General features: G+C 60.8%; 17 protein-coding genes and 1 riboswitch. Of the genes, 7 read left to right on the top strand and 10 right to left on the bottom strand.

Annotated elements, in window-relative coordinates; genetic code table 11:
• Nucleotides 1–32: 32 nt before the first annotated feature.
• Both uvrB and RIN56_06295 read right to left on the bottom strand, forming a co-directional pair.
• Nucleotides 33–2,099, bottom strand: a complete 2,067-nt coding sequence (uvrB, locus tag RIN56_06300) for an excinuclease ABC subunit UvrB (GenBank protein MDR7866414.1) — start codon at nt 2,097–2,099, stop codon at nt 33–35.
• 260 nt (nt 2,100–2,359) lie between these two features.
• Complete coding sequence (locus tag RIN56_06295; GenBank protein ID MDR7866413.1) at nt 2,360–3,637, bottom strand: PDZ domain-containing protein; 1,278 nt, start codon at nt 3,635–3,637, stop codon at nt 2,360–2,362.
• 93 nt (nt 3,638–3,730) lie between these two features.
• Here RIN56_06295 and rph point away from each other — a divergent pair, with 93 nt between their 5' ends.
• Together rph and RIN56_06285 are read left to right on the top strand one after the other, a co-directional pair.
• A complete protein-coding gene (gene rph, locus RIN56_06290) occupies nt 3,731–6,370 on the top strand; it encodes a rifamycin-inactivating phosphotransferase (GenBank protein MDR7866412.1) in 2,640 nt (879 codons plus the stop codon).
• A gap of 315 nt (nt 6,371–6,685) precedes the next feature.
• A complete protein-coding gene (locus RIN56_06285; GenBank protein ID MDR7866411.1) occupies nt 6,686–6,817 on the top strand; it encodes a hypothetical protein in 132 nt (43 codons plus the stop codon).
• A 16-nt stretch (nt 6,818–6,833) separates the two neighbouring features.
• Here the strand turns inward: RIN56_06285 and RIN56_06280 are convergent, their stop codons facing one another.
• A complete protein-coding gene (locus RIN56_06280; GenBank protein ID MDR7866410.1) occupies nt 6,834–7,376 on the bottom strand; it encodes a hypothetical protein in 543 nt (180 codons plus the stop codon).
• A 154-nt stretch (nt 7,377–7,530) separates the two neighbouring features.
• Between RIN56_06280 and RIN56_06275 the strand changes: the two genes are divergently transcribed.
• Together RIN56_06275 and RIN56_06270 are read left to right on the top strand one after the other, a co-directional pair.
• Complete coding sequence (locus RIN56_06275) at nt 7,531–7,914, top strand: VOC family protein (protein MDR7866409.1); 384 nt, start codon at nt 7,531–7,533, stop codon at nt 7,912–7,914.
• 43 nt (nt 7,915–7,957) lie between these two features.
• Entirely contained in the window at nt 7,958–8,557 is a 600-nt protein-coding gene (locus tag RIN56_06270) for a CBO0543 family protein (protein MDR7866408.1), read from the top strand.
• A 195-nt stretch (nt 8,558–8,752) separates the two neighbouring features.
• On the opposite strand, the gene RIN56_06265 is transcribed toward RIN56_06270, so the two are convergent.
• The 6 genes from RIN56_06265 to RIN56_06240 form a co-directional block, all read right to left on the bottom strand.
• Complete coding sequence (locus RIN56_06265; GenBank protein MDR7866407.1) at nt 8,753–9,307, bottom strand: flavin reductase family protein; 555 nt, start codon at nt 9,305–9,307, stop codon at nt 8,753–8,755.
• 126 nt (nt 9,308–9,433) lie between these two features.
• Nucleotides 9,434–10,225 carry a PhzF family phenazine biosynthesis protein gene (locus RIN56_06260; protein ID MDR7866406.1) on the bottom strand — a complete coding sequence of 264 codons (792 nt, stop codon included), beginning with the start codon at nt 10,223–10,225 and terminating at the stop codon, nt 9,434–9,436.
• A 282-nt stretch (nt 10,226–10,507) separates the two neighbouring features.
• Nucleotides 10,508–10,939: an EamA family transporter gene (locus tag RIN56_06255; protein ID MDR7866405.1), complete on the bottom strand. Its 432-nt coding sequence runs from the start codon at nt 10,937–10,939 to the stop codon at nt 10,508–10,510.
• A gap of 117 nt (nt 10,940–11,056) precedes the next feature.
• Entirely contained in the window at nt 11,057–11,608 is a 552-nt protein-coding gene (locus tag RIN56_06250) for a hypothetical protein (GenBank protein ID MDR7866404.1), read from the bottom strand.
• A gap of 579 nt (nt 11,609–12,187) precedes the next feature.
• The gene (locus RIN56_06245) at nt 12,188–13,288 is read right to left on the bottom strand and encodes a linear amide C-N hydrolase (protein MDR7866403.1); all 1,101 of its coding nucleotides are present in this window, start codon (nt 13,286–13,288) and stop codon (nt 12,188–12,190) included.
• 95 nt (nt 13,289–13,383) lie between these two features.
• Nucleotides 13,384–14,196, bottom strand: a complete 813-nt coding sequence (locus RIN56_06240) for a cyclase family protein (protein ID MDR7866402.1) — start codon at nt 14,194–14,196, stop codon at nt 13,384–13,386.
• A gap of 222 nt (nt 14,197–14,418) precedes the next feature.
• Nucleotides 14,419–14,503, top strand: a riboswitch (cyclic di-GMP riboswitch).
• Nucleotides 14,504–14,604: 101 nt separating this feature from the next.
• On the opposite strand from RIN56_06240, the gene RIN56_06235 reads away from it, so the two are divergent.
• The 3 genes from RIN56_06235 (at nt 14,605) to RIN56_06225 (ending at nt 16,777) form a co-directional block, all read left to right on the top strand.
• The gene (locus RIN56_06235) at nt 14,605–14,802 is read left to right on the top strand and encodes a hypothetical protein (GenBank protein ID MDR7866401.1); all 198 of its coding nucleotides are present in this window, start codon (nt 14,605–14,607) and stop codon (nt 14,800–14,802) included.
• A gap of 124 nt (nt 14,803–14,926) precedes the next feature.
• Nucleotides 14,927–15,742, top strand: coding sequence for an alpha/beta hydrolase (locus RIN56_06230; protein ID MDR7866400.1), 816 nt, complete (start codon nt 14,927–14,929; stop codon nt 15,740–15,742).
• A 144-nt stretch (nt 15,743–15,886) separates the two neighbouring features.
• Nucleotides 15,887–16,777 (top strand): AraC family transcriptional regulator, encoded by an 891-nt coding sequence (locus RIN56_06225; GenBank protein ID MDR7866399.1) that lies wholly within the window; start codon nt 15,887–15,889, stop codon nt 16,775–16,777.
• Nucleotides 16,778–16,825: 48 nt separating this feature from the next.
• Here RIN56_06225 and RIN56_06220 read toward each other — a convergent pair whose 3' ends face one another.
• Nucleotides 16,826–18,304 (bottom strand): methyl-accepting chemotaxis protein, encoded by a 1,479-nt coding sequence (locus RIN56_06220; protein ID MDR7866398.1) that lies wholly within the window; start codon nt 18,302–18,304, stop codon nt 16,826–16,828.
• Nucleotides 18,305–18,356 lie beyond the last annotated feature (52 nt).

The following is an 18,356-nucleotide window of genomic DNA, read 5'->3' as shown; positions in this document are numbered from 1 at the left end:
TAATTAAAACTGACAATACATGAACCTATATATCACTTGCCGCGTGTTTTCTTCTTTTCCTTCACCGCCGGCGGCGCGTTCTGCAGGCCCTGGCGAAGCTCGACGATCATATCACGGAACTCGGCGGCCCGTTCGAACTCCAGCGCCTTGGACGCCTGGCGCATCTCCTTCTCCATCTTGGCGATGAGCGCCAGCGTCTCGGAGCGCGACATCGACTTGATGCGGTCGGCGCGGTACTCGCCCGGCGTCTCGGCCACCTTGGTCGTTTCGATGATCTCCTTGACCCGCTTCTGGATGGTCTGCGGCGTGATGCCGTGCGCGTCGTTATACGCCTGCTGCACCGCCCGGCGGCGGTCGGTCTCGCCGATGGCCCGCTTCATCGAATCGGTTACCCTGTCGGCGTACATGATGACCCGGCCGTTGGCGTTGCGGGCGGCGCGGCCGGTCGTCTGGATGAGCGACGTTTCCGAACGGAGGAAGCCCTCCTTGTCAGCGTCGAGGATGGCCACCAGTGACACCTCCGGCAAGTCGAGGCCCTCGCGGAGGAGGTTTATGCCGACAAGCACGTCAAAGGTGCCGGCCCTCAGGTCGCGGATTATCTCCAGACGCTCGAGGGTGACGATATCCGAGTGGAGGTAGCGCACCCGCACCCCCATCTCCTTGAGGTACTCGGTCAGGTCCTCGGCCATTTTCTTGGTCAGCGTGGTCACCAGCACGCGCTCGTTGGCGGCGGCGCGGGCCTTGATCTCGCCCAGCAGGTCGTCCATCTGGCCCTTGATCGGCCGCACCTCGACCACGGGATCGAGGAGGCCGGTCGGGCGGATGATCTGCTCGGCCACCTGGGTGGACGCGCCCAATTCGTAAGCCGCCGGCGTCGCCGACACGTAAATTATCTGGTTGATGCGCTCGACGAACTCGTCGAAGGTCAGCGGCCGGTTGTCGTAGGCCGACGGCAGGCGGAACCCGAACTCGACGAGCGCCTCCTTGCGGGAGCGGTCGCCGTTGTACATCGCCCTTAGCTGGGGGATGGTAACATGCGATTCGTCGACGACGATCAGGAAATCGTCGGGGAAGTAATCGATGAGGGTGTAAGGCGATTCGCCCGGCTTGCGGCCGGTGATGTGGCGCGAATAGTTCTCGATGCCCGAGCAGTAGCCCATCTCCAGCAGCATCTCCAGGTCGTACCTGGTGCGCTGCCCCAGGCGCTGGGCCTCGAGGAGCTTGTCCCCGGCCTTGAGCTCGGCCAGCCGCTGCTCCAACTCTGCCTCGATGTCCTGCGTCGCCCGCAGCATGTTGTCGCGCGAGGTGACGTAGTGGGAAGCGGGGTAGATGGCGATGTGCTTGCGCTCGGCCAGCACCTCGCCGGTCATGGTGTCGATCTCGATGATCCGCTCGACCTCGTCGCCGAACAGCTCGACGCGCACCGCCCGCTCGCCGTAGGCGGCCGGGAATATCTCGATGATGTCGCCGCGCACGCGGAAGGTGCCGCGGGTAAAGTTGATGTCGTTGCGCTCGTACTGGATATCGACCAGCTTGCGGAGGATCTCGTCGCGGTCTTTGGTCTGCCCCTGCCGGAGGGACAGCACCAGATTATAGTAGTCCTCCGGCGAGCCGAGGCCGTAGATGCAGGAGACGCTGGCCACGACGATGACGTCGCGCCGCTCGAACAACGAGCTGGTGGCCGAGTGGCGCAGCTTGTCGATCTCGTCGTTTATCGACGCGTCTTTTTCGATATAGGTGTCGGTATGGGCGATGTACGCCTCGGGCTGGTAGTAGTCGTAGTAGCTGACGAAATACTCGACGGCGTTGTGGGGGAAAAACTCCTTGAACTCGCTGGCCAGTTGGGCCGCGAGCGTTTTGTTGTGAGCGATGACAAGGGTCGGCTTCTGCACCGCCTCGATGGTCTTGGCGATGGTGAAGGTCTTGCCGGTGCCGGTCGCGCCCAGCAGCACCTGGGCCCAGTCGCCGCTCCCGATGCCGCCGGCCAGTTTGTCGATGGCGGTGGGCTGGTCGCCCGTCGGGACGAACGGGGCGACGACCTCGAAGGGTCTGCTGCCTTCCTGATAGGTGTTTTTCAGCTTGGGGACTAGTGACGTCATAACAGCCTCGCTAAGAACAAATGTTCGTTATTATCATTGTACTACAGCACGTATGTTCGGGCAAGCGGGTCGTGAAAAATCTGCCATTTATCTGACAAATACCCTGGCATTTTCCCTGACATCGGCCCTGTCATTTACTCTGACAAATGCCCGGCAGACGGCGGTAATTTGTACGATATTTTCCTGAGCTGGAAATTAATTTATAAAAATTATCGGTTAGTAATAATTATAACACAACCAAGAGGAAATAAGAATGATTTTCATCGTCTGCGGAATTTGTTCCTGAGCCAGTCGATCAGGCCGAAGCGGTTGCCGACGAGTTGGGCGTAGTGCTGTTCGTGGCCTTCGGGGACGATGATGACGCCGAGGCGGCGCTCGCCGTTGACATAGCGGGCCGGGCGGCGGGCGACGGCGCCGGCGCGGTTGACGGTGATATTGAATTCGTCGGGGGCGAAGCTGATGGCGCGGGCCAGCTCGAAGCCGTTGTCGACGCCGAGGCCGCCGAGGTCGAGGATGATGTCGCCGGGGCGGAGGCCGGCCTGGCGGGCGGGGGTGGCGGCGACGGTGTCGAGGACCATGACGCCGCGCGCGGGGGGCACGAAGCGGGGCTCGCCCCGCATTTCCCGCCGGTTGTCAAGGCGGACGAGCAGCTCGTGGCCGGCCGGCGACAGGACGGCGGCAAAGAACTGCAGCCAGGCGTATTTGGCGGACAGCACGGCCAGGCCGAGGAGGACGAGGCTGTAGAGGGCGAGGTGGAAGGCCGACTGGCGGCGGCGCTCGGCCGGGGTGCTGGAGACGGCTACGTCGCCGTAGCCGAGGGCGGCGACGACGGGAACCATGGCGTACAGCCAGGTGTGGCCGGCGGGCGGGTCCTGGCCGATGGGCAGCAGCGGCCACCAGTCGGGCATTTTTATCACGGCGGGCAGCGAGGCCTCGGGGACGCTGGTCGCGGCCAGCAGGACGAGGGGCAGCGGCCAGAAGTTCTGGAGGGTGAAGGCGCCGACGAGGCGGCCGTCGTCTTTTTTGAGGATCATGGGCACGGCGCCGTAGCGGCCGCTGACGAAGATGAGGATGGCCTCGGTGACGTGGAGGGCGGCGACAAGGGCGATGACCTGGGGGACGTTGACCTCCGGCCAGCCGAAGAGGACGTTGGATACGGCGACAAGGCCGCCGGCGTAGGCGAAGCACATGAAGCGGATGTTGACAAGCATGAGGGCGATGACGACCGGCCAGATGTAGGCGAGGCCGAGGTTATTGAGGGGCACGCCGACGAAGGTCAGCACGAAGCTGCCGATGACGCCGCCGGCGGCGCCGATGGCCGCGGCGGTCATCACCTGCTGGCGCAGGCTGGGACCGGGGACGCTGAACATTCTAAGCTGGTCCTTCTGCATCTGCCGGTACTGAAAGGCCACGAGGGCAAGCACCAGCCAGAAGGTCAGGTCGAAGAACACGTAGAATACGCCGCGGGCGATAAGGCCGAGCAGGTCGAGCCAGGGCAGCACGTCTTCACCTCGTATATCAGGGTGGAAAATGGACACGAAATCTTTTCGTTGCAGGCAAGAAAATATTATCACAAATGGGGTACGGGTAGCAAACGGCGGGGAAAGCTACGAAAAAAGGAGGGGCAGATAATGGAGCGTTATGTGCTCGACTTTGCGGAGATAAACAAAGACAGCCTGGCGGCGGTCGGCGGCAAGGGGGCCAACCTCGGCGAACTGGGCCGCATCCGGGGGGTGGCGGTGCCGGCCGGGTTTTGCGTGACGACGGCGGCTTATGAGGAGTTTGCGGCCGGGAGCGGCGAGTTGGCGGCGCTGCTGGACGGGCTGCGCCGGGTGGACGCCGGGAATCTGGAGGAGATCAGGGCGCTGGGGCGACGCATCCGCGGCCATCTGGAGGGGCTGGCCATCCCCGGCCGGGTGGCGGCGGCGATCGTCCGCGCCTGGCGGCGGACAGGGACGGAGCACGCGTACGCGGTGCGTTCGAGCGCCACGGCCGAGGACCTGCCGGGGGCGTCGTTCGCCGGCCAGCAGGATACATACCTGAATATCCGCGGGGAGGACGAGCTGCTCGAGCATGTCCGCCGCTGCTGGGCGTCGCTTTTCACCGACCGGGCGATCGCCTACCGGGCTAAGAACGGCTTCGACCACGGCAAGGTGCAACTGGCGGTGGCGGTGCAGCGGATGGTTTTCCCGGAGGTGTCGGGGATAATGTTCACCGCCGACCCGGTGAGCGGCAACCGCAAGACGGTGTCGGTCGACGCGGCTTTCGGGCTGGGCGAGGCGCTGGTGTCGGGGCTGGTGAGCGCCGATCTTTACAAGGTGCGGAACGGACGGCTGGTGAAGCGGCAGGTGGCGGCCAAGAGGCTGGCGATATATCCGCTGCCGGACGGCGGCACGGAGGAGCGGGCGCTGCCGCCGGAGCGGCAGCGCGAGCAGGCGCTGGCCGACGGGGCAATCCTGGAGCTGGCTGAGCTGGGCCGGAGGATCGAGGCGCATTTCGGCGCGCCGCAGGATATCGAGTGGGCGCGGGCCGGGGAGCGTTTTTACATTGTGCAGAGCCGACCGATAACGACGCTGTACCCCCTGCCGGAGACGCCGGGCGACACGCCGGGGGTATATGTGTCTTTCGGTCATGTGCAGATGATGACCGACCCGATCAGGCCGCTGGGGATGTCGGTCTGGGAGAATACGATGAAGGCGGTGGACAATCGCTGGGTGCCGGTGGCCGCGGGGGGGCGGATGTATATCGACATCACCGATTCGCTGGCCACGTGGCTGGGGCGCAAGACGGCGCCGGCGATGTACAGCAAGTCGGACGCGCTGATCGCGAGCGCGATCGCCGAGGTCATCCGCCGCCGCGATTTTATCGCCGGCCTGAAGCCGCGCAAACGGGCCAAGGCCGGGAAGTCGTACATCCGGAAGAGTTTCGCCATGATGGCGGCGTCGGTGTTCGAGCTGCTGTTCAGGGAGAAGATCGAGGCTCCGGACGCAGCGGCGGTAGGGGCGAGGGTCATCGGCGACCTGCGCCGCGATCTGGCCAGTCGGTCGGGGGCGGACCGGGTGGCGTTTATCGCCGGCAATTTCACGATGAGTTTCGATGATGTCATCGGCGAGATGGGCAAGCCGGTGTTCGCGGCCTGGATGGCGTCGATGCTGATCGGCTGGCTGGCGCGGCACTGGCTGGGCGAACCGTCGCCGCTCGACGAGCTGACGAAGTCGGCGCCGGGGAATGTGTCGAGCGAGATGGGGCTGGAGCTGGGCGACCTGGCGGACGTCATCCGGCGGTATCCCGCCGCGCTGGCGTATCTGCAGGCGGCGGACGACGCCACTTTGCTGGATGGCCTGGAGCGGGTGGAGGGCGGCGACGCCGTCCGGCCGGCGTTCGAGGGTTTTCTGCGCAAGTATGGGATGCGCTGCCCGGGCGAGATCGACATAACCCGGCCACGCTGGCGGGAGCGGCCGACACAGCTGATACCGGCGATCGTCAGCCATATCCACAGCACCGAGCCTGGCGAGCACCGGCGGAGGTTCGCCCAGGGGGAGGCGGACGCCGGGCGGGCGGCGCAGGAGCTGCTGCGGCGGCTGAGGCGCAGGCTGGGCGGCGGCATGAAGGCCCGGATGATGGGCAGGCTGGTGCGGACGTACCGGGATTTCATCGGTCTTAGGGAGTTCCCGAAGTATATCATGGTGTGCCTGCTGGATGAGTGCAAGAAGGCGATCATGGCGGAGGCGGACGTTTTAGCGGCGCGGGGGGTGATCGAGCGCCCGGAGGATGTTTTCTACCTGACGCTCGACGAGCTGACGGCGGCGGTGGCGACCGGCCGGGCCGACAAGGCCGGGATCGCCGCGCTGCGGGAGAAGTACGCGGGGTACGAGAAGCTGAAGCCGCCGCGGGTGCTGACGAGCGAGGGCGAGGCGTTCGCCGGCTCGTACGCGCCGCGCGACCTGCCGCCGGGGGCGCTGGCGGGCATGCCTGTGTCGGCGGGGACGGTGGAGGGCCGCGCGCGGGTGGTGACGAGGCTGGAGGAGGCCGACCTTGAGCGGGGCGACATCCTGGTGGCGCCGTTCACCGATCCGGGCTGGACGCCGCTGTTCGTGTCGGCGAGCGGGCTGGTGACCGAGGTGGGCGGGCTGATGACCCACGGCGCTGTGGTGGCCCGCGAGTACGGCATCCCGGCGGTGGTGGGGGTGGACGAGGCGACGGCGAAGATCCACGACGGGGACAGGATACGGGTGGACGGGACGCGGGGCGTGGTGGAGGTGCTGCATTGAGGCAGTTGGGGCCTGCTGCCAAGCGGAAGCTGCAATCACCGCTCGCGTGTCTCCGGATTAACGCGCTGTACAACCCGCGCCGACTCAGCCGTACCGTTGCCAACTGTCGTCCGTGACAGATGGCTCCTCGCCCGTCCGTCCATGGACGGGCGTACGGTTTCGTTCGCGGCGGTCCGAGTTTACAGCACGTAGCAAAGCGACCGTATCGCCGCTAAAGCGTCGTGCGTCTGCTTTTCCGCCAATACTCGCTTGCGATTGCAGCTTCCGCCTCAAAGTTTTTCACCCTGAGAAGAACAACGTTTCGGGAGGAACAGGATGAAAATCAAACTGAGCGGCGTCCGGGAGAAGGCACAAAATTGTTATCCCGAGGTTATGGGTTTCGGAAAGAAAAACGACATCCCTTCGGGGGATGTCGGATGCGCCTTCTTTTATCTGCTTTGCGTTTGAGCAGATGGTATGGCGATCAGGCGGCGGGCGAGTCGCAGTTGCTTTGTTTACGGCAGGAAGTCGCCAGTTTCCAGCAGAAGCTCACGGTGTAGTACCCTCCGGCTATTAGAAGGGCCATCCCCAGGCCGAACAATATTTCCTCAAGCTTGGCGGTATTAAAGATACGGTCGGGGATCTTGACCAGCTGCACGGCCACCTCTGCCAGCAGGCCGATCACCAGGAAGAGTACGCCATAGTCGTGGCATATATGATCTATCCGAGTCTCCTGCTCGCTCATAAAGCGCGGATAATAGCGGAATATTTTCAGCAGCGACTCGCGTTCCTCCAGCACCACGCCGTAGGCGATGAATATGGTGGCGAGCCCCTCGATCGTGAGTTCCAGCGCCTCGAAATCGTCCCTGGGGTCAAGCAGCATACCGGCCATATCTATGATGGACGACACCAGTATTGCGAGCAGCAGCAGGTTGAAAAGCAGAATACCGTAGCGATTGAGGAAGATGCGCATGATCGGCCTTTGTTCCGACGCCGGCCTGACTTTGACGGAATCGATCTGGTCCACGTAGGTTTCACTCCTCGGCGACAAGTTAATTTTCGCAATGCATGCTTTGCAGTTTGGACAAGAAAGCTGCGGCAAATACTTTTTTAACTTTCGCCGGATAAACCAGGAAGCCCTGCCAAAAAAAGAGCAGATAGTTTGTAAGGGGAGGACAAGCATGAAAATAAAGCTGAGCAGCGTTTTCGTGGACGACCAGGAAAAGGCCCTGAATTTTTATACCGGGGTGCTGGGGTTCGCGAAGAAAAACGACATCCCCGTGGGGGATGCCAGATGGCTGACCGTGGTGTCGCCCGAGGCTCCGGACGCGGCGGAACTCGTTCTGGAACCGAACGGCAACCCGGCGGCCCAGGTTTATCAGAAGGCGCTCCGCTCCCAGGGCATACCGATGACCGCTTTCGCAAGCGACGATATCGCCAGGGAGTACGACCGCCTGCTCAAGCTCGGCGTCACCTTCACCCTGCCGCCCACCAAGGCCGGCCCTGTCACGATAGCCCTATTCGACGACACGTGCGGGAACCTGATCCAGATTTACGAGGGGTGAGGTCGGCTGCCGGATTGGGTATATTACCATCGGGTGAGGTGCTATGACCGTAAATATCGGCCGTAATATCGAAACAGTCATCTTAATCGGCGCTCTCGCGATCAATGCGGCGGGTATCATCTGGGTCGCCAGGCATGACTGGAAGCGTTACGGTTTTATCGTGTTGTTGAGCGGCATACTGGGCTCTGGGCTATGCTATATTTTCGTCCTGCTGGGGTATTACACTTTTCCGCACCTGCTTATCCCGGGCTTTCTGCCCTTTCCGTTCGAGTCGATACTGACGGCGTTTTCTTTCTATGTTTTGCTGGGGATACGCTATAGCCCGACAAAATGGCTGTACAAGGTCCCTTTTTACGGAATTATCATCAATCCGGGGGTTTTCGCGGAGTTCCTGATGGAACGCCATACGCAACTCATCAAGTATCAGCCTGCCTGGGATCTGTGGGATTCCTACACGACCTGGTGGATTTATTTTCTGCTGTTCGAATGGATCGGCGGCAAGGTGGTGCCGGAGAACGCGCGGGCCCCCATTGCGCGCGAGGCCTTTGCGTACGGGAAGTGGGCCTGGTTTTTATTTCATATTATCGTCTTGCTGACGACGTTCGGCGTCGGCGTTCTCGCGGGGACGAATTTGCCAAAATGAAATTTTGTAACCAAAAACCCGCAGCCAGTGCGGGTTTTTCCGTGCTATGCCCAAAAGTTCGAAGCGCCGGGTGGCTAGACGCGCAGTTCGTCAGTGAAGACGGTGACGGCGTGACCGCGGAGGCTGACGCGGCTGCCCCTGGCGGCGACTTTGAGGAAGTCGCCGCGCGCCGACGCCTGGTAGGCCGGCGCTTTTTTATTTACCGCCGCTGCCGGCTTTGAATACGGTCCCTATTCTATCCTTGATATCGAAATATCCGAAAGCCAGCATCATCGTCGGTTTGACTTTCAAAGCGTCAGGCACTCCGTTTTCCAGGCATTCCTCGTCCGCGTAGGCGGCGACGATCTCGCCGAGGAACATCGTGAAGTCGAAGACGGGGATGGTCTGGATGACCTTGCAGAGGTAATTGACCGGGCATTCCTTTATCAGCGGCGCGTTGCCCGCCTCGTCGTAGAAGGACTCGAACACCGCCGACTTGTCGACGTCTTTGCCGGAAACGGTGCCGCAGTAATCGGTTTTGGCGATATCCGCCGAGGCCGGGATGTTGACGCTGAAGAAGCCGTTCTCGACCACTCCCGCCGTGGTGTAGTGGGAGTTTTTCAGCGAGATGTACAGCACCGGCCGCTGGCTGACGACCCCATAGGCCCCGAGGGTGGCGTAATTGGGCTTGCCGTTGACGGTGGCCCCCGCCAGGACGGCGATGTACGGTCCAAAGGGGATATTGGCGATCTTCTTTTTCGTCGTGCCCACGCTCCTTTCTGAAGATAGCTTTCGCGGCGGCGCGGGAAAATATCAGGTGTAATAAAAAATGAAAGCCGCGACCTTCAGGTCGCGGCTTAGATACGATGATGAGGCTTGGCACCGTCATGGTTGCGACTAGGCCAGCAGGCCGCCGGCGAAGACGGTGACGGCGTGGCCGCGGATGCTGACGCGTTCGCCCCTGGCGGCGACCTTGAGGAAGCCGCCGCGCGCCGACGCCTGGTAGGCGGTGAATTCGTCCCGGTTCAGTTTGGCCTGCCAGTACGGGACGAGGCGGCAGTGGGCCGAGCCGGTGACAGGGTCTTCGCTGACGCCGACGGCTGGGGCGAAGAAGCGGGAGACGAAGTCGTATTCGCCGGAGCGGGACAGGGCGGTGAGGATGACGCCCCGGCAGGGCGTTTTGACGAGGCGGGCGAAGTCGGGGGCGGCGTCCCTGACTTCCTGTTCGGTCGCCACTTCCACGAGGTAATCGTCGTCGCCGCGGCCGACGAACACCGGCTGTACGCCCAAAGCCTCGACAAGGCCGGGCGGCGCTTCGCAGGGAACGACGGGGGAGGCGGGGAAGTCGAGCTCGATCATGCCGTCCCGCAGGCCGGCGGTGAGCAGGCCGCTGAGGGTGTAGAAGTTGATCGGCCTGTCCTGGGGCGCGCCCTGCTCGCGGAACAGGACGTGGGCGGTGGCCAACGTCGCGTGGCCGCACAGCTTGACTTCGCTTTTGGGCGTGAACCAGCGCAGCCGGTAGCCGTCGCCCTCGGGGAAGATGAAGGCGGTCTCGGACAGGTTCATCTCGGCGGCGACATCCTGCATCCACGCCGCGTCGGCGGCCTTATCGAGCAGGCATACGGCCGCCGGGTTGCCCCTGTACGGCTTGGCGGTGAAGGCGTCGACCTGGTAGATGGGGATAGGCATGGGCGATTCGCTCCTTTTATTTTGCTCTACCCTGTTGTGAGGTACATTGCGAGGGACCGCCAGGCTCAGGGCGACTTTGCGGAAGATGCTACGCGCCGTTGACGAAGCGGTCGTAGCGCCGCAGCACGCCCGGCCATGGACGGCCGGGCGAGGAGCCATCTGTCACGGACGACAGTTGGCGACGGTGCTAGCGGCGCAAGACCCGAGTCTTACGGCGCGTGCTTCTGTAGCTACGGAGCCCGGAGTCTGGCGGCCCCTCACGGTGCAGCAAAATTCCGATTACTAGCCGAGAGCCACGAGGATGGCGCCGAGGGCTATGAGGGCGACGCCCGCGCCGCCGAGGAGGCTGACCTTCTCGCCGAGGAAGAGGACGGCGATAATTGTGGCCATGACGACGCTGAGCTTATCGACGGGGGCGACCTGGGACACCTTGCCGTACTTGAGGGCGAGGAAGTAGAACAGCCACGACGTCGCCCCCGCCACGCCGCTGAGGGCGATAAAAGTGATGGCTCTTTTGTTGGCAATGATGGCGGGAATGTCCTTCAGCGTCCCCTGGAAGGCGACAACGCCAATGAGGAAAACAGCCATAATCACGGCCCGCACGGCGGTGGCGGTGTTGGCGTCGATGCCCTGCAACCCGATCTTGCCGAAAATCGCCACCAACGCCGCCGTCGCCGCCGACAACAGCGCAAAAATAAGCCAAAGATGCTCCATGGGTAATCACTCCTATATACTGGTAATATGTAAGTATACGCCGCGATTGGCGCGGTACCTGCCATGGGCATGAAAAAAGAGCGGGTGCCCCGCTCCTCATTGGTTGGGCTAAGTCTTTCAATCATGCCGGTCATCGTCTCGTTCATCACTGTCCAGCGGTTTGGCCGCTTCGGGCCGCAGGATTCGCGAGTGTCCGGCCGTTGCGGTTCGTTCGGCGGGAACGAATATTCCTTCCTGCCACATCTGATAAGCATAAAGTAAAGCACCAACAGCGGAGGGAATCAATGCGTTCGTAAAGGGGGTTATGCCCACTTCACGAAAAAGCCCTCTACCGCCGAGAAAATAGACGTGAAATAGATAAATGAAGCCAAAGTTCAGCACTATATCTATCGCCGTATATTTCCAGAACCGGCCGTAAAGAAAGTAAAAAAGCCACATCGTGGTGACGATATTTAAACCAAAGATAATATAATAACCTGTCCGCAGCGGATAGGCAGACTCACCATAAACAAACCAGCCCAGATTTTCCCCCATCTCGACGGCCAATACGCTGGCGAGCGCCGATAACAGGGCGACAGGCATAAAGCGCTTTATGGCGTCTTTTTTCATAAAAGCCAGGGTAAGCCAGGGCATAACCAATATTGACCACATAAGCGTCTGATTGCTCACGGCAAGACCTCCCGCAGTTTATATAATCAGTTTTGCCTGCTGTAAGCAAATGTATGCTATTCCCGTGCGGAGTACCCGGTCCCTACCCAAAGCATAACAAAAGGGGGGCGCAAACGAACGGCGACGTTGCGGAAAAGCAGACACACGACGCTTTAGCGGCGATGTGGTCGCTTTGTTACGCGCCGTCGGCGAAGGGGTGAGCACGCGGCGGTGCGCAAGTTCTTAGCGCCTCTGCGCTTAGAACTGCGGCCTGCCCCTTGCGGGTGCGAGCGGCCATGGACGGCTCGCACATAGGAGGCGGCTGGGAATCTCCAAAAGCCATGACGGCGGATAAGGTGACGAAATCAGGACGTGCGAGAGGAGTCATCTGTCACGGACGACAGTTGACGACGGCGCCAGTGGGTGAAACCGCGAGCCATACGGCGCGTTAAGCCGGAGGGCAGGAGCAGGGCGTTTGCGCCCCCGCGAAGGTATTGGCACAAGGCCAACGGTCCCCCCCGCCCGCGGTTGACCTCCCGGCAATGAAAAAAACCCAAAACCCCGCGTAGTTTGCGAGGTTTTGGGCTGGTGGCATTGGTACTAAAATTTAGGCACTTTTAGTTCTGCGGTGTTTCCCTTGACGAATTTTTTGGATACGTTGCCGCTGTAGTCGGGATTATTGGTTAGATCGAGCTTCATGGCCGGGGCGCCTTCTTTTAAGTTGAACTCGGAGAAATTCGCCCAGATGATGGAGGGGCTGATTGTGGATTCGAAAAAGTAGTACCCGTTGGTCACGTCTGATACTGTACGCCAGATCGTCGAGGAGGTAAACGGTTTTTGGGGGTCTGCCGATAGCCTGAAAGGCTGGGAGGCGTTCCTGGTAACGCTGAGTATGCCGGCTACGGCTTCGCGATGATTCTTCGGCTTCGGCAAATACTTCATATAGTAGGCTGCGCGGACAAATCTGTCGGCCGGTTCTCCCGTTCCCGGCAACGGTTTATCGCCCCCGAAGCCCTGATACTGCTTCAGATTTTCCTGCTGTTTTTCAAAAGTGGGCGAGTTGGTCATGATGGTATAGTTCCTGTCGTGGTAAATCACCGGCTGGCCGTCGATGTATTCGATAATGGCCGAATCGCCGGATTTGTCGGCCAGGGATAGGTGAAGGCTGGCTGGTTGCATTATTGTCCCCGCAGGAGTGGTGCGGGGAATAATTTGCTCGACGACCTGAAACGGCGCATTTCTCATGCCTTGCACGGCTTCAGCGACGGTGGCGTAGTTATCGAGGAAGTATTGGGCCCACATGGCGACGGACAGGCCGGGAAGGCGCTCGTCCCTTTGTCCGTAGTTGCTTTCGGTGAGCCACAGCAGGTTGGCAGCCAGGCCTTTTTCGTTGATGCCGTCGGTGACGCACCCATTGCTATTGTCGTAGGAAGCGGTTACCAGACTGCCATACTTTGCGGTCCAGACCAGCGGATTGTTGCCTGGCAGCCCTTCGCGCTGTATGCCGCGCGGCATTGCCCACAAGGCGATATCGGGCATACTGGGCCAGTCCATATTCCGGCCGACAAGAACAGCCTGTCCGTTGTCGGCGGAAAGCACCCGGCTGCAGGCGGATACCTGCTGACCGGTCGCGAACAAAACAGTACTGGAAAGCAAGCAGGCCAAGCAGAGAATAGCGACTATTTTTCTTGAACAATACATCAATATTCCTCCTTTTACCATGTGAGCGTATTATTAAGCAGCAGGGCAGAGTTCCTTCGGCCCGGCGACAGCCGGCGGTGGAGGGGGCATTTTATCTAGGGCAGGATGGCAAAGGCCCTTGCCGGGAAACCGGAGCCGTCTTTGACCTTGGGGAAGGTAACGACGATCAGCGCGCCGTGTTCGGGAACTTTGTCGAGATTGGCCATCAGTTCGATTTGATAATGATTTTGCTGCAGGATGTAGGCTTCCAGCGAGTAATCGCCTTTGCTTGTCGCGATGCCGGGGTCCGTGTCGGTGGTCTCGTGCCCCGAGGCCGTGATTCGGCGGTCTTCGTAAAGGTATTTGAGCACAGCCAGGCTCCAGCCGGGATAATGGTCGACGCCGAGTTTATCTTTGTTGGCGATGGCGGCCGCATCCGGCCAGCGTTTATGCCAGTCGGTGCGCAACGCGACAAAAGCCCCTGGCGGTATTTTGCCGTATTTGTTTTCCCAGGCTTTCACGTCGTCGAGGGTCACCGTATAGTCGGCATTTTTCGCAACCGCTTCATGAATATCGAGCACTACGAGGGGCAGAATCATTTCTGTCAGGTCAATCTGGTCGACTGTTCGCTTGCCGGCGAAAAAGTGGGCCGGCGGGTCGACGTGTGTTCCCCATTGCCCCACATGAGTATACAGATGGACCAGAAAGCCGTCTTTCTTATAGGTATACAATATCTCCCGCTTTTCGTCGGAAAACCCTTTCCAGTGCGGAATCCCAGGGCCAAAGGCGTGCGTGAGATCGACAAGCTGTTTTGTGCGGATAATTTCCCAGGCCCGCTGCAAGTCGGACTCGCCTTGCTCTGCGGCCGAAACCGATCCCGTAAAGACCATTATGAGAAGCGTCAGCGCAAAAACCACAGCTTTTCTCATATATTTACCTCCTTTAACACATTTTCCCTGGAGTATATTTTTATCTTCGCGTAAGTCTGCCGGTTATCCTGCGGGCTATTGGCAGCGCTGCCGGAAACCGGTGGCCAGCAGCCCCGCGAATAGGACTAAAGTCCTGGTTTTATGGGAAAAAACTCCTAGGAAATATCTTGACACTAATAATAGCTAAGTAGTAATATGAAACTGCAAATAATTGTTATAATTTGTCGAATGTGGCAAACTTGTCGAAAGATAAGGACGCAAAGCTATGGGTCTAAGGACATGTGTCTATGACTGCCAAGCCGCCGGCTATTTAACAGATAGTCGATTTCGGGCAGGCGGTCGCCTGCTTTGTTTATTTTTACGGCGGATTTGCGGGCCATCCCCGTAAGCGATTATCAGGAGGCTGCCATGCTCAATCGGGATTGTATCTATAATACGATAAAGAGCTACCTGCCGACCGCGGAGGAAGATTTAATCGTTTATCTGACCGCCCAGGCGGAAAGGCAGATCGAAATCCTGGGGAGGGACGTTATCAGGAGGCTGGTGCTGCCGGGCGCCGAGAAGGGACCGGTATTGTTCTCATCGAGGATCGATACGAAGGTGTAGCTGTGCGCGGAATTTGCCTGGCGGAGCGCCCTCGCCCCCTTATCGGGGCCGGGGGTGTTTTTATGTAGCCGCGCGCCAAGCCGCCGAATAGGATGGTAATAAACTGATTTCGGAGGCGAGGCGGATGGGCTATTATATCAAGGCGGAGCCGGAGGTGCGGCTTTATGTGGAGGATGTGAACCCTGCGGGCCGGGAGGCGATCGTTTTTCTGCACGGCTGGCCGGCGAATCATAATATGTTCGAGTATCAGTTCGGCGAGCTTTCCGGCATGGGGTTCCGCTGCGTGGGCGTCGATTTCCGCGGCTTCGGCAGGTCGGACAGACCGGCGGGGGGCTACGACTACGACCGGCAGGCGGACGATGTCCTGTGCGTGGTGCAGGCGCTCGGCCTGGAGAACTTCACGCTGGCCGGGCATTCGACGGGGGGCGCGATCGCGGTCCGCTACGCGGCCCGCCACGGCTGCGGCCTGGCGAGGCTGGCGCTGTGCGCGGCGGCGGCTCCCAGCCTGATAGAGCGCCCGTATTTCCCTTACGGCCTGAAGCGCGAGGATGTGGAGAAGATCATCGCCGGGACGCTCGCGGACCGGCCGGCGATGCTGCGGGAGTTCGGCGATATGTTCTTTTTCCGCTATGTGACCCAGCCGTTTGCGGAGTGGTTTTTCCAGATGGGACTGGCGGCGGCGGGCTGGTCGACGGCGGCGGTGGCCCAGGCGTGGCTGGGGGAGGAGGAGCTGTTCGCCGACCTCGGCCGGATAGGCGTGCCGACGCTGATTATGCACGGTATCCACGACAGGGTGTGCCGGTTTCCGCTGGGCGTGGCCCAGCACGAGGGTATCGCGCACTCGCGGCTGGTGCCGTTCAAGTACAGCGGCCACGGCCTGTTTTACGATGAACGCGAGAAGTTCAACAAGGAACTGGCGCGGTTCGCGGCGGAGGGTTAGCGCTATTCGCGCCACCACCGAATGCCTCCCGCCCTTCACGGGGCAGGGAGGCTTTTTCATGCCTACCCTGCAAAACTGGGCACGAAATGTCGGATACCGGCCGCGCGTTTCTGTTACTCTATCGGTGGGAGGAGGCGACGGCCCATGGGGATGCTGGAAAAGATGAATGACGCGCTGCGCTATATCGAAGATAATCTGACGGACGATATCGATTTCAAGGAGGCGGCGCGGCGCGCTTATTGCTCGGAGTATCATTTCAAGCGGATGTTTTCTTCGCTGGCGGGGGTGACGCTGTCGGAGTATATCCGGCGCAGGCGCCTGAGCCTGGCGGCGTTGGAGCTTGCGAACAGCGACGTGAGGGTGATCGATGCGGCGGTCAAGTACGGGTACGGTTCGCCGGATTCTTTCGCCCGCGCTTTTCAGGCGCTGCACGGTGTGACGCCGTCCGAGGCCAGAAGCGGCGGCCAGGCGCTGAAGGCGTATTCGCGGATGTTTTTCCAACTAACTGTAAAAGGAGGCGACGAGATGAACTATCGAGTCGAAGAGAAGGATGCTTTCCGCATTATCGGCGTCAAAAGACGCGTACCGATCGTTTTCACGGGGGTCAACCCCGATATCGCCGCCATGTGGAAAGCGCTCGACGGCGAGGCGATCGCGAGACTGAAAAGCCTTTCGAATGTCGATCCCCGGGGACTTATCCAGGCGTCGGCGAACTTTTCCGAGGGGCGGATGGAGGAAAAGGGCGAACTCGACCATTACATCGGCGTGGCGACCACGCGACCCTGCCCGGAGAGCCTGACCTCGCTTGAGGTGCCGGCGTCGACCTGGGCGGTGTTCACGGCTGTGGGACCGTTCCCCGATACTCTTCAGAACGTCTGGGGACGCATCTACGCCGAATGGTTCCCTTCTTCGGGCTACGAACTGGCGGAGGGGCCGGAAATCCTCTGGAACGAGCATGCGGATTTTTCTTCGCCAGACTTCCGGAGCGAGATCTGGATCCCGGTCGCGAGAAAAAGCCAATCTTTCATAGGATAAAAAAACCGCCCCCTCCTCTTTCCGGGAGCGGGGCGGTTTTTCTCAGGGTCAGGCGTACCGCAATACGGCTTCGCCGGCTTTTCCCTTGCTTTCGATGACGCGGATGGCGGCGTCGATGCGGGCGGCGATCTGCAGCGACAGCTCTTCGGCCTGCGCGTACAGGCTATGCGCGCCGTACGCTTCGCCGGCGTTGACGGCGGCGATCATTTTGTCGCCCATGCCGTGGAGCTGGTTGTGCACATCGTCGATGGCGGCCCATTCCCGGAGGACGTCGGGCTGGGTGATGGTGATGGCGTGGTAGAAGTGGCCGAAGGCGCACCGCTTGGAGTTGGTCTGGATGGGGTAGGCTTTCATTTCGTCGGCGATCTTTTTGAGGTTGCGCATCCAGTTGGCGTGGGCTTCCTTGGCTTTGAGGAGGCTGGCGACGAGCTCTTCGTTGGAGATGGCGTGGATGCCGCCGTTGAGGGCGGAGACCATGTCGCGGACGATGCCGCTGAGTTCTTCGTCGATCTTGGATATCTGCTTGGCGTTGGCGGCGCTCTGGGTGGCGTCGTCGTGGATGGCCTGGGTCATGCCGTGAAGTTTTTCGGCGTCCTGGGCGGACAGGGTCATGGCCTGGTTGACCTGTTGGGCGGATTCTTTGATGTTGACCATGAGGGTGGAGATGTCGTCGACGTCTTTGACGGCCGTTTTGAGCATGGCGACGTTTTCCTCTATGGTGCCGGCGATGCCGTCGAGCTTGTCGTTCATGGAGCTGGTGGAGCGGAGGGTGTTGCCGAGGCTCTCCCGCCCTCCATGGGCGGCCTGCTGGATGTTGTTGACGAAGACGCGCATGTCGTTGAGGTTGGTTTTGGTGCTGTCGGCGAGTTTGCGGATTTCCTCGGCGACGACGGCGAAGCCGCGGCCGTGCTCGCCGGCCCGCGCCGCTTCGATGGAGGCGTTGAGGGCGAGGAGGTTTGTCTGCTCGGCGATGGCGGCAACGCCGTCGACGATGTCGTTGATTCGCGTGGTCATTTCGACGAGCTGCCCGATCTGGTCGTGCATGAGGGTGGTGTCGGTGACGACGTTTTCTTTGAGGGCGTTGATTTCACCGATCTGGACGATGCTCGCGTCGTTTTTGGCGATGAGGGCCTGGGAGGCGGCGGACAGGTGCAGCATTTTCTGCGAGGTCTGGCCGATGGTTTCGTTGACGTCGTTCATGCTGGCGGTGATCTCTTCGACGATGGCGAGGTTGGATTCGCTGAGGGTGGCCATTTGTTGGGCGAAGCTGATGAGGCTGTAGGCGGAGTGGGTCATCCTGACGTCGAATTCGCTGAGCGCCGAGACGGTGCCGAGCATGGTTTTGCAGGCGCCCGCCATTTTGGCTTCGCTGGCCAGCAGTTTGTCGAAGTTGCCGAGCACGCGCTGGTGGATGGGGTAGGCGACCGCGATAGGGTCGGCCGGTTTGCCGCTAATTCTGTCCTCGACGTTTTTGAGGATGCACAGGGCTTCCTCGCAGGGCGCGTTTTTCCTGAAGATGTTGAACATGGATCCCGTCTCCTTTTGCCGCGCCGAAGCGCATCGTCTGGCATTCATATGT

The organism is Sporomusaceae bacterium (genome assembly GCA_031460455.1).
Taxonomy (GTDB): domain Bacteria; phylum Bacillota; class Negativicutes; order Sporomusales; family UBA7701; genus Anaeroselena.
This window is presented reverse-complemented; position numbering and strand designations above follow the sequence as displayed.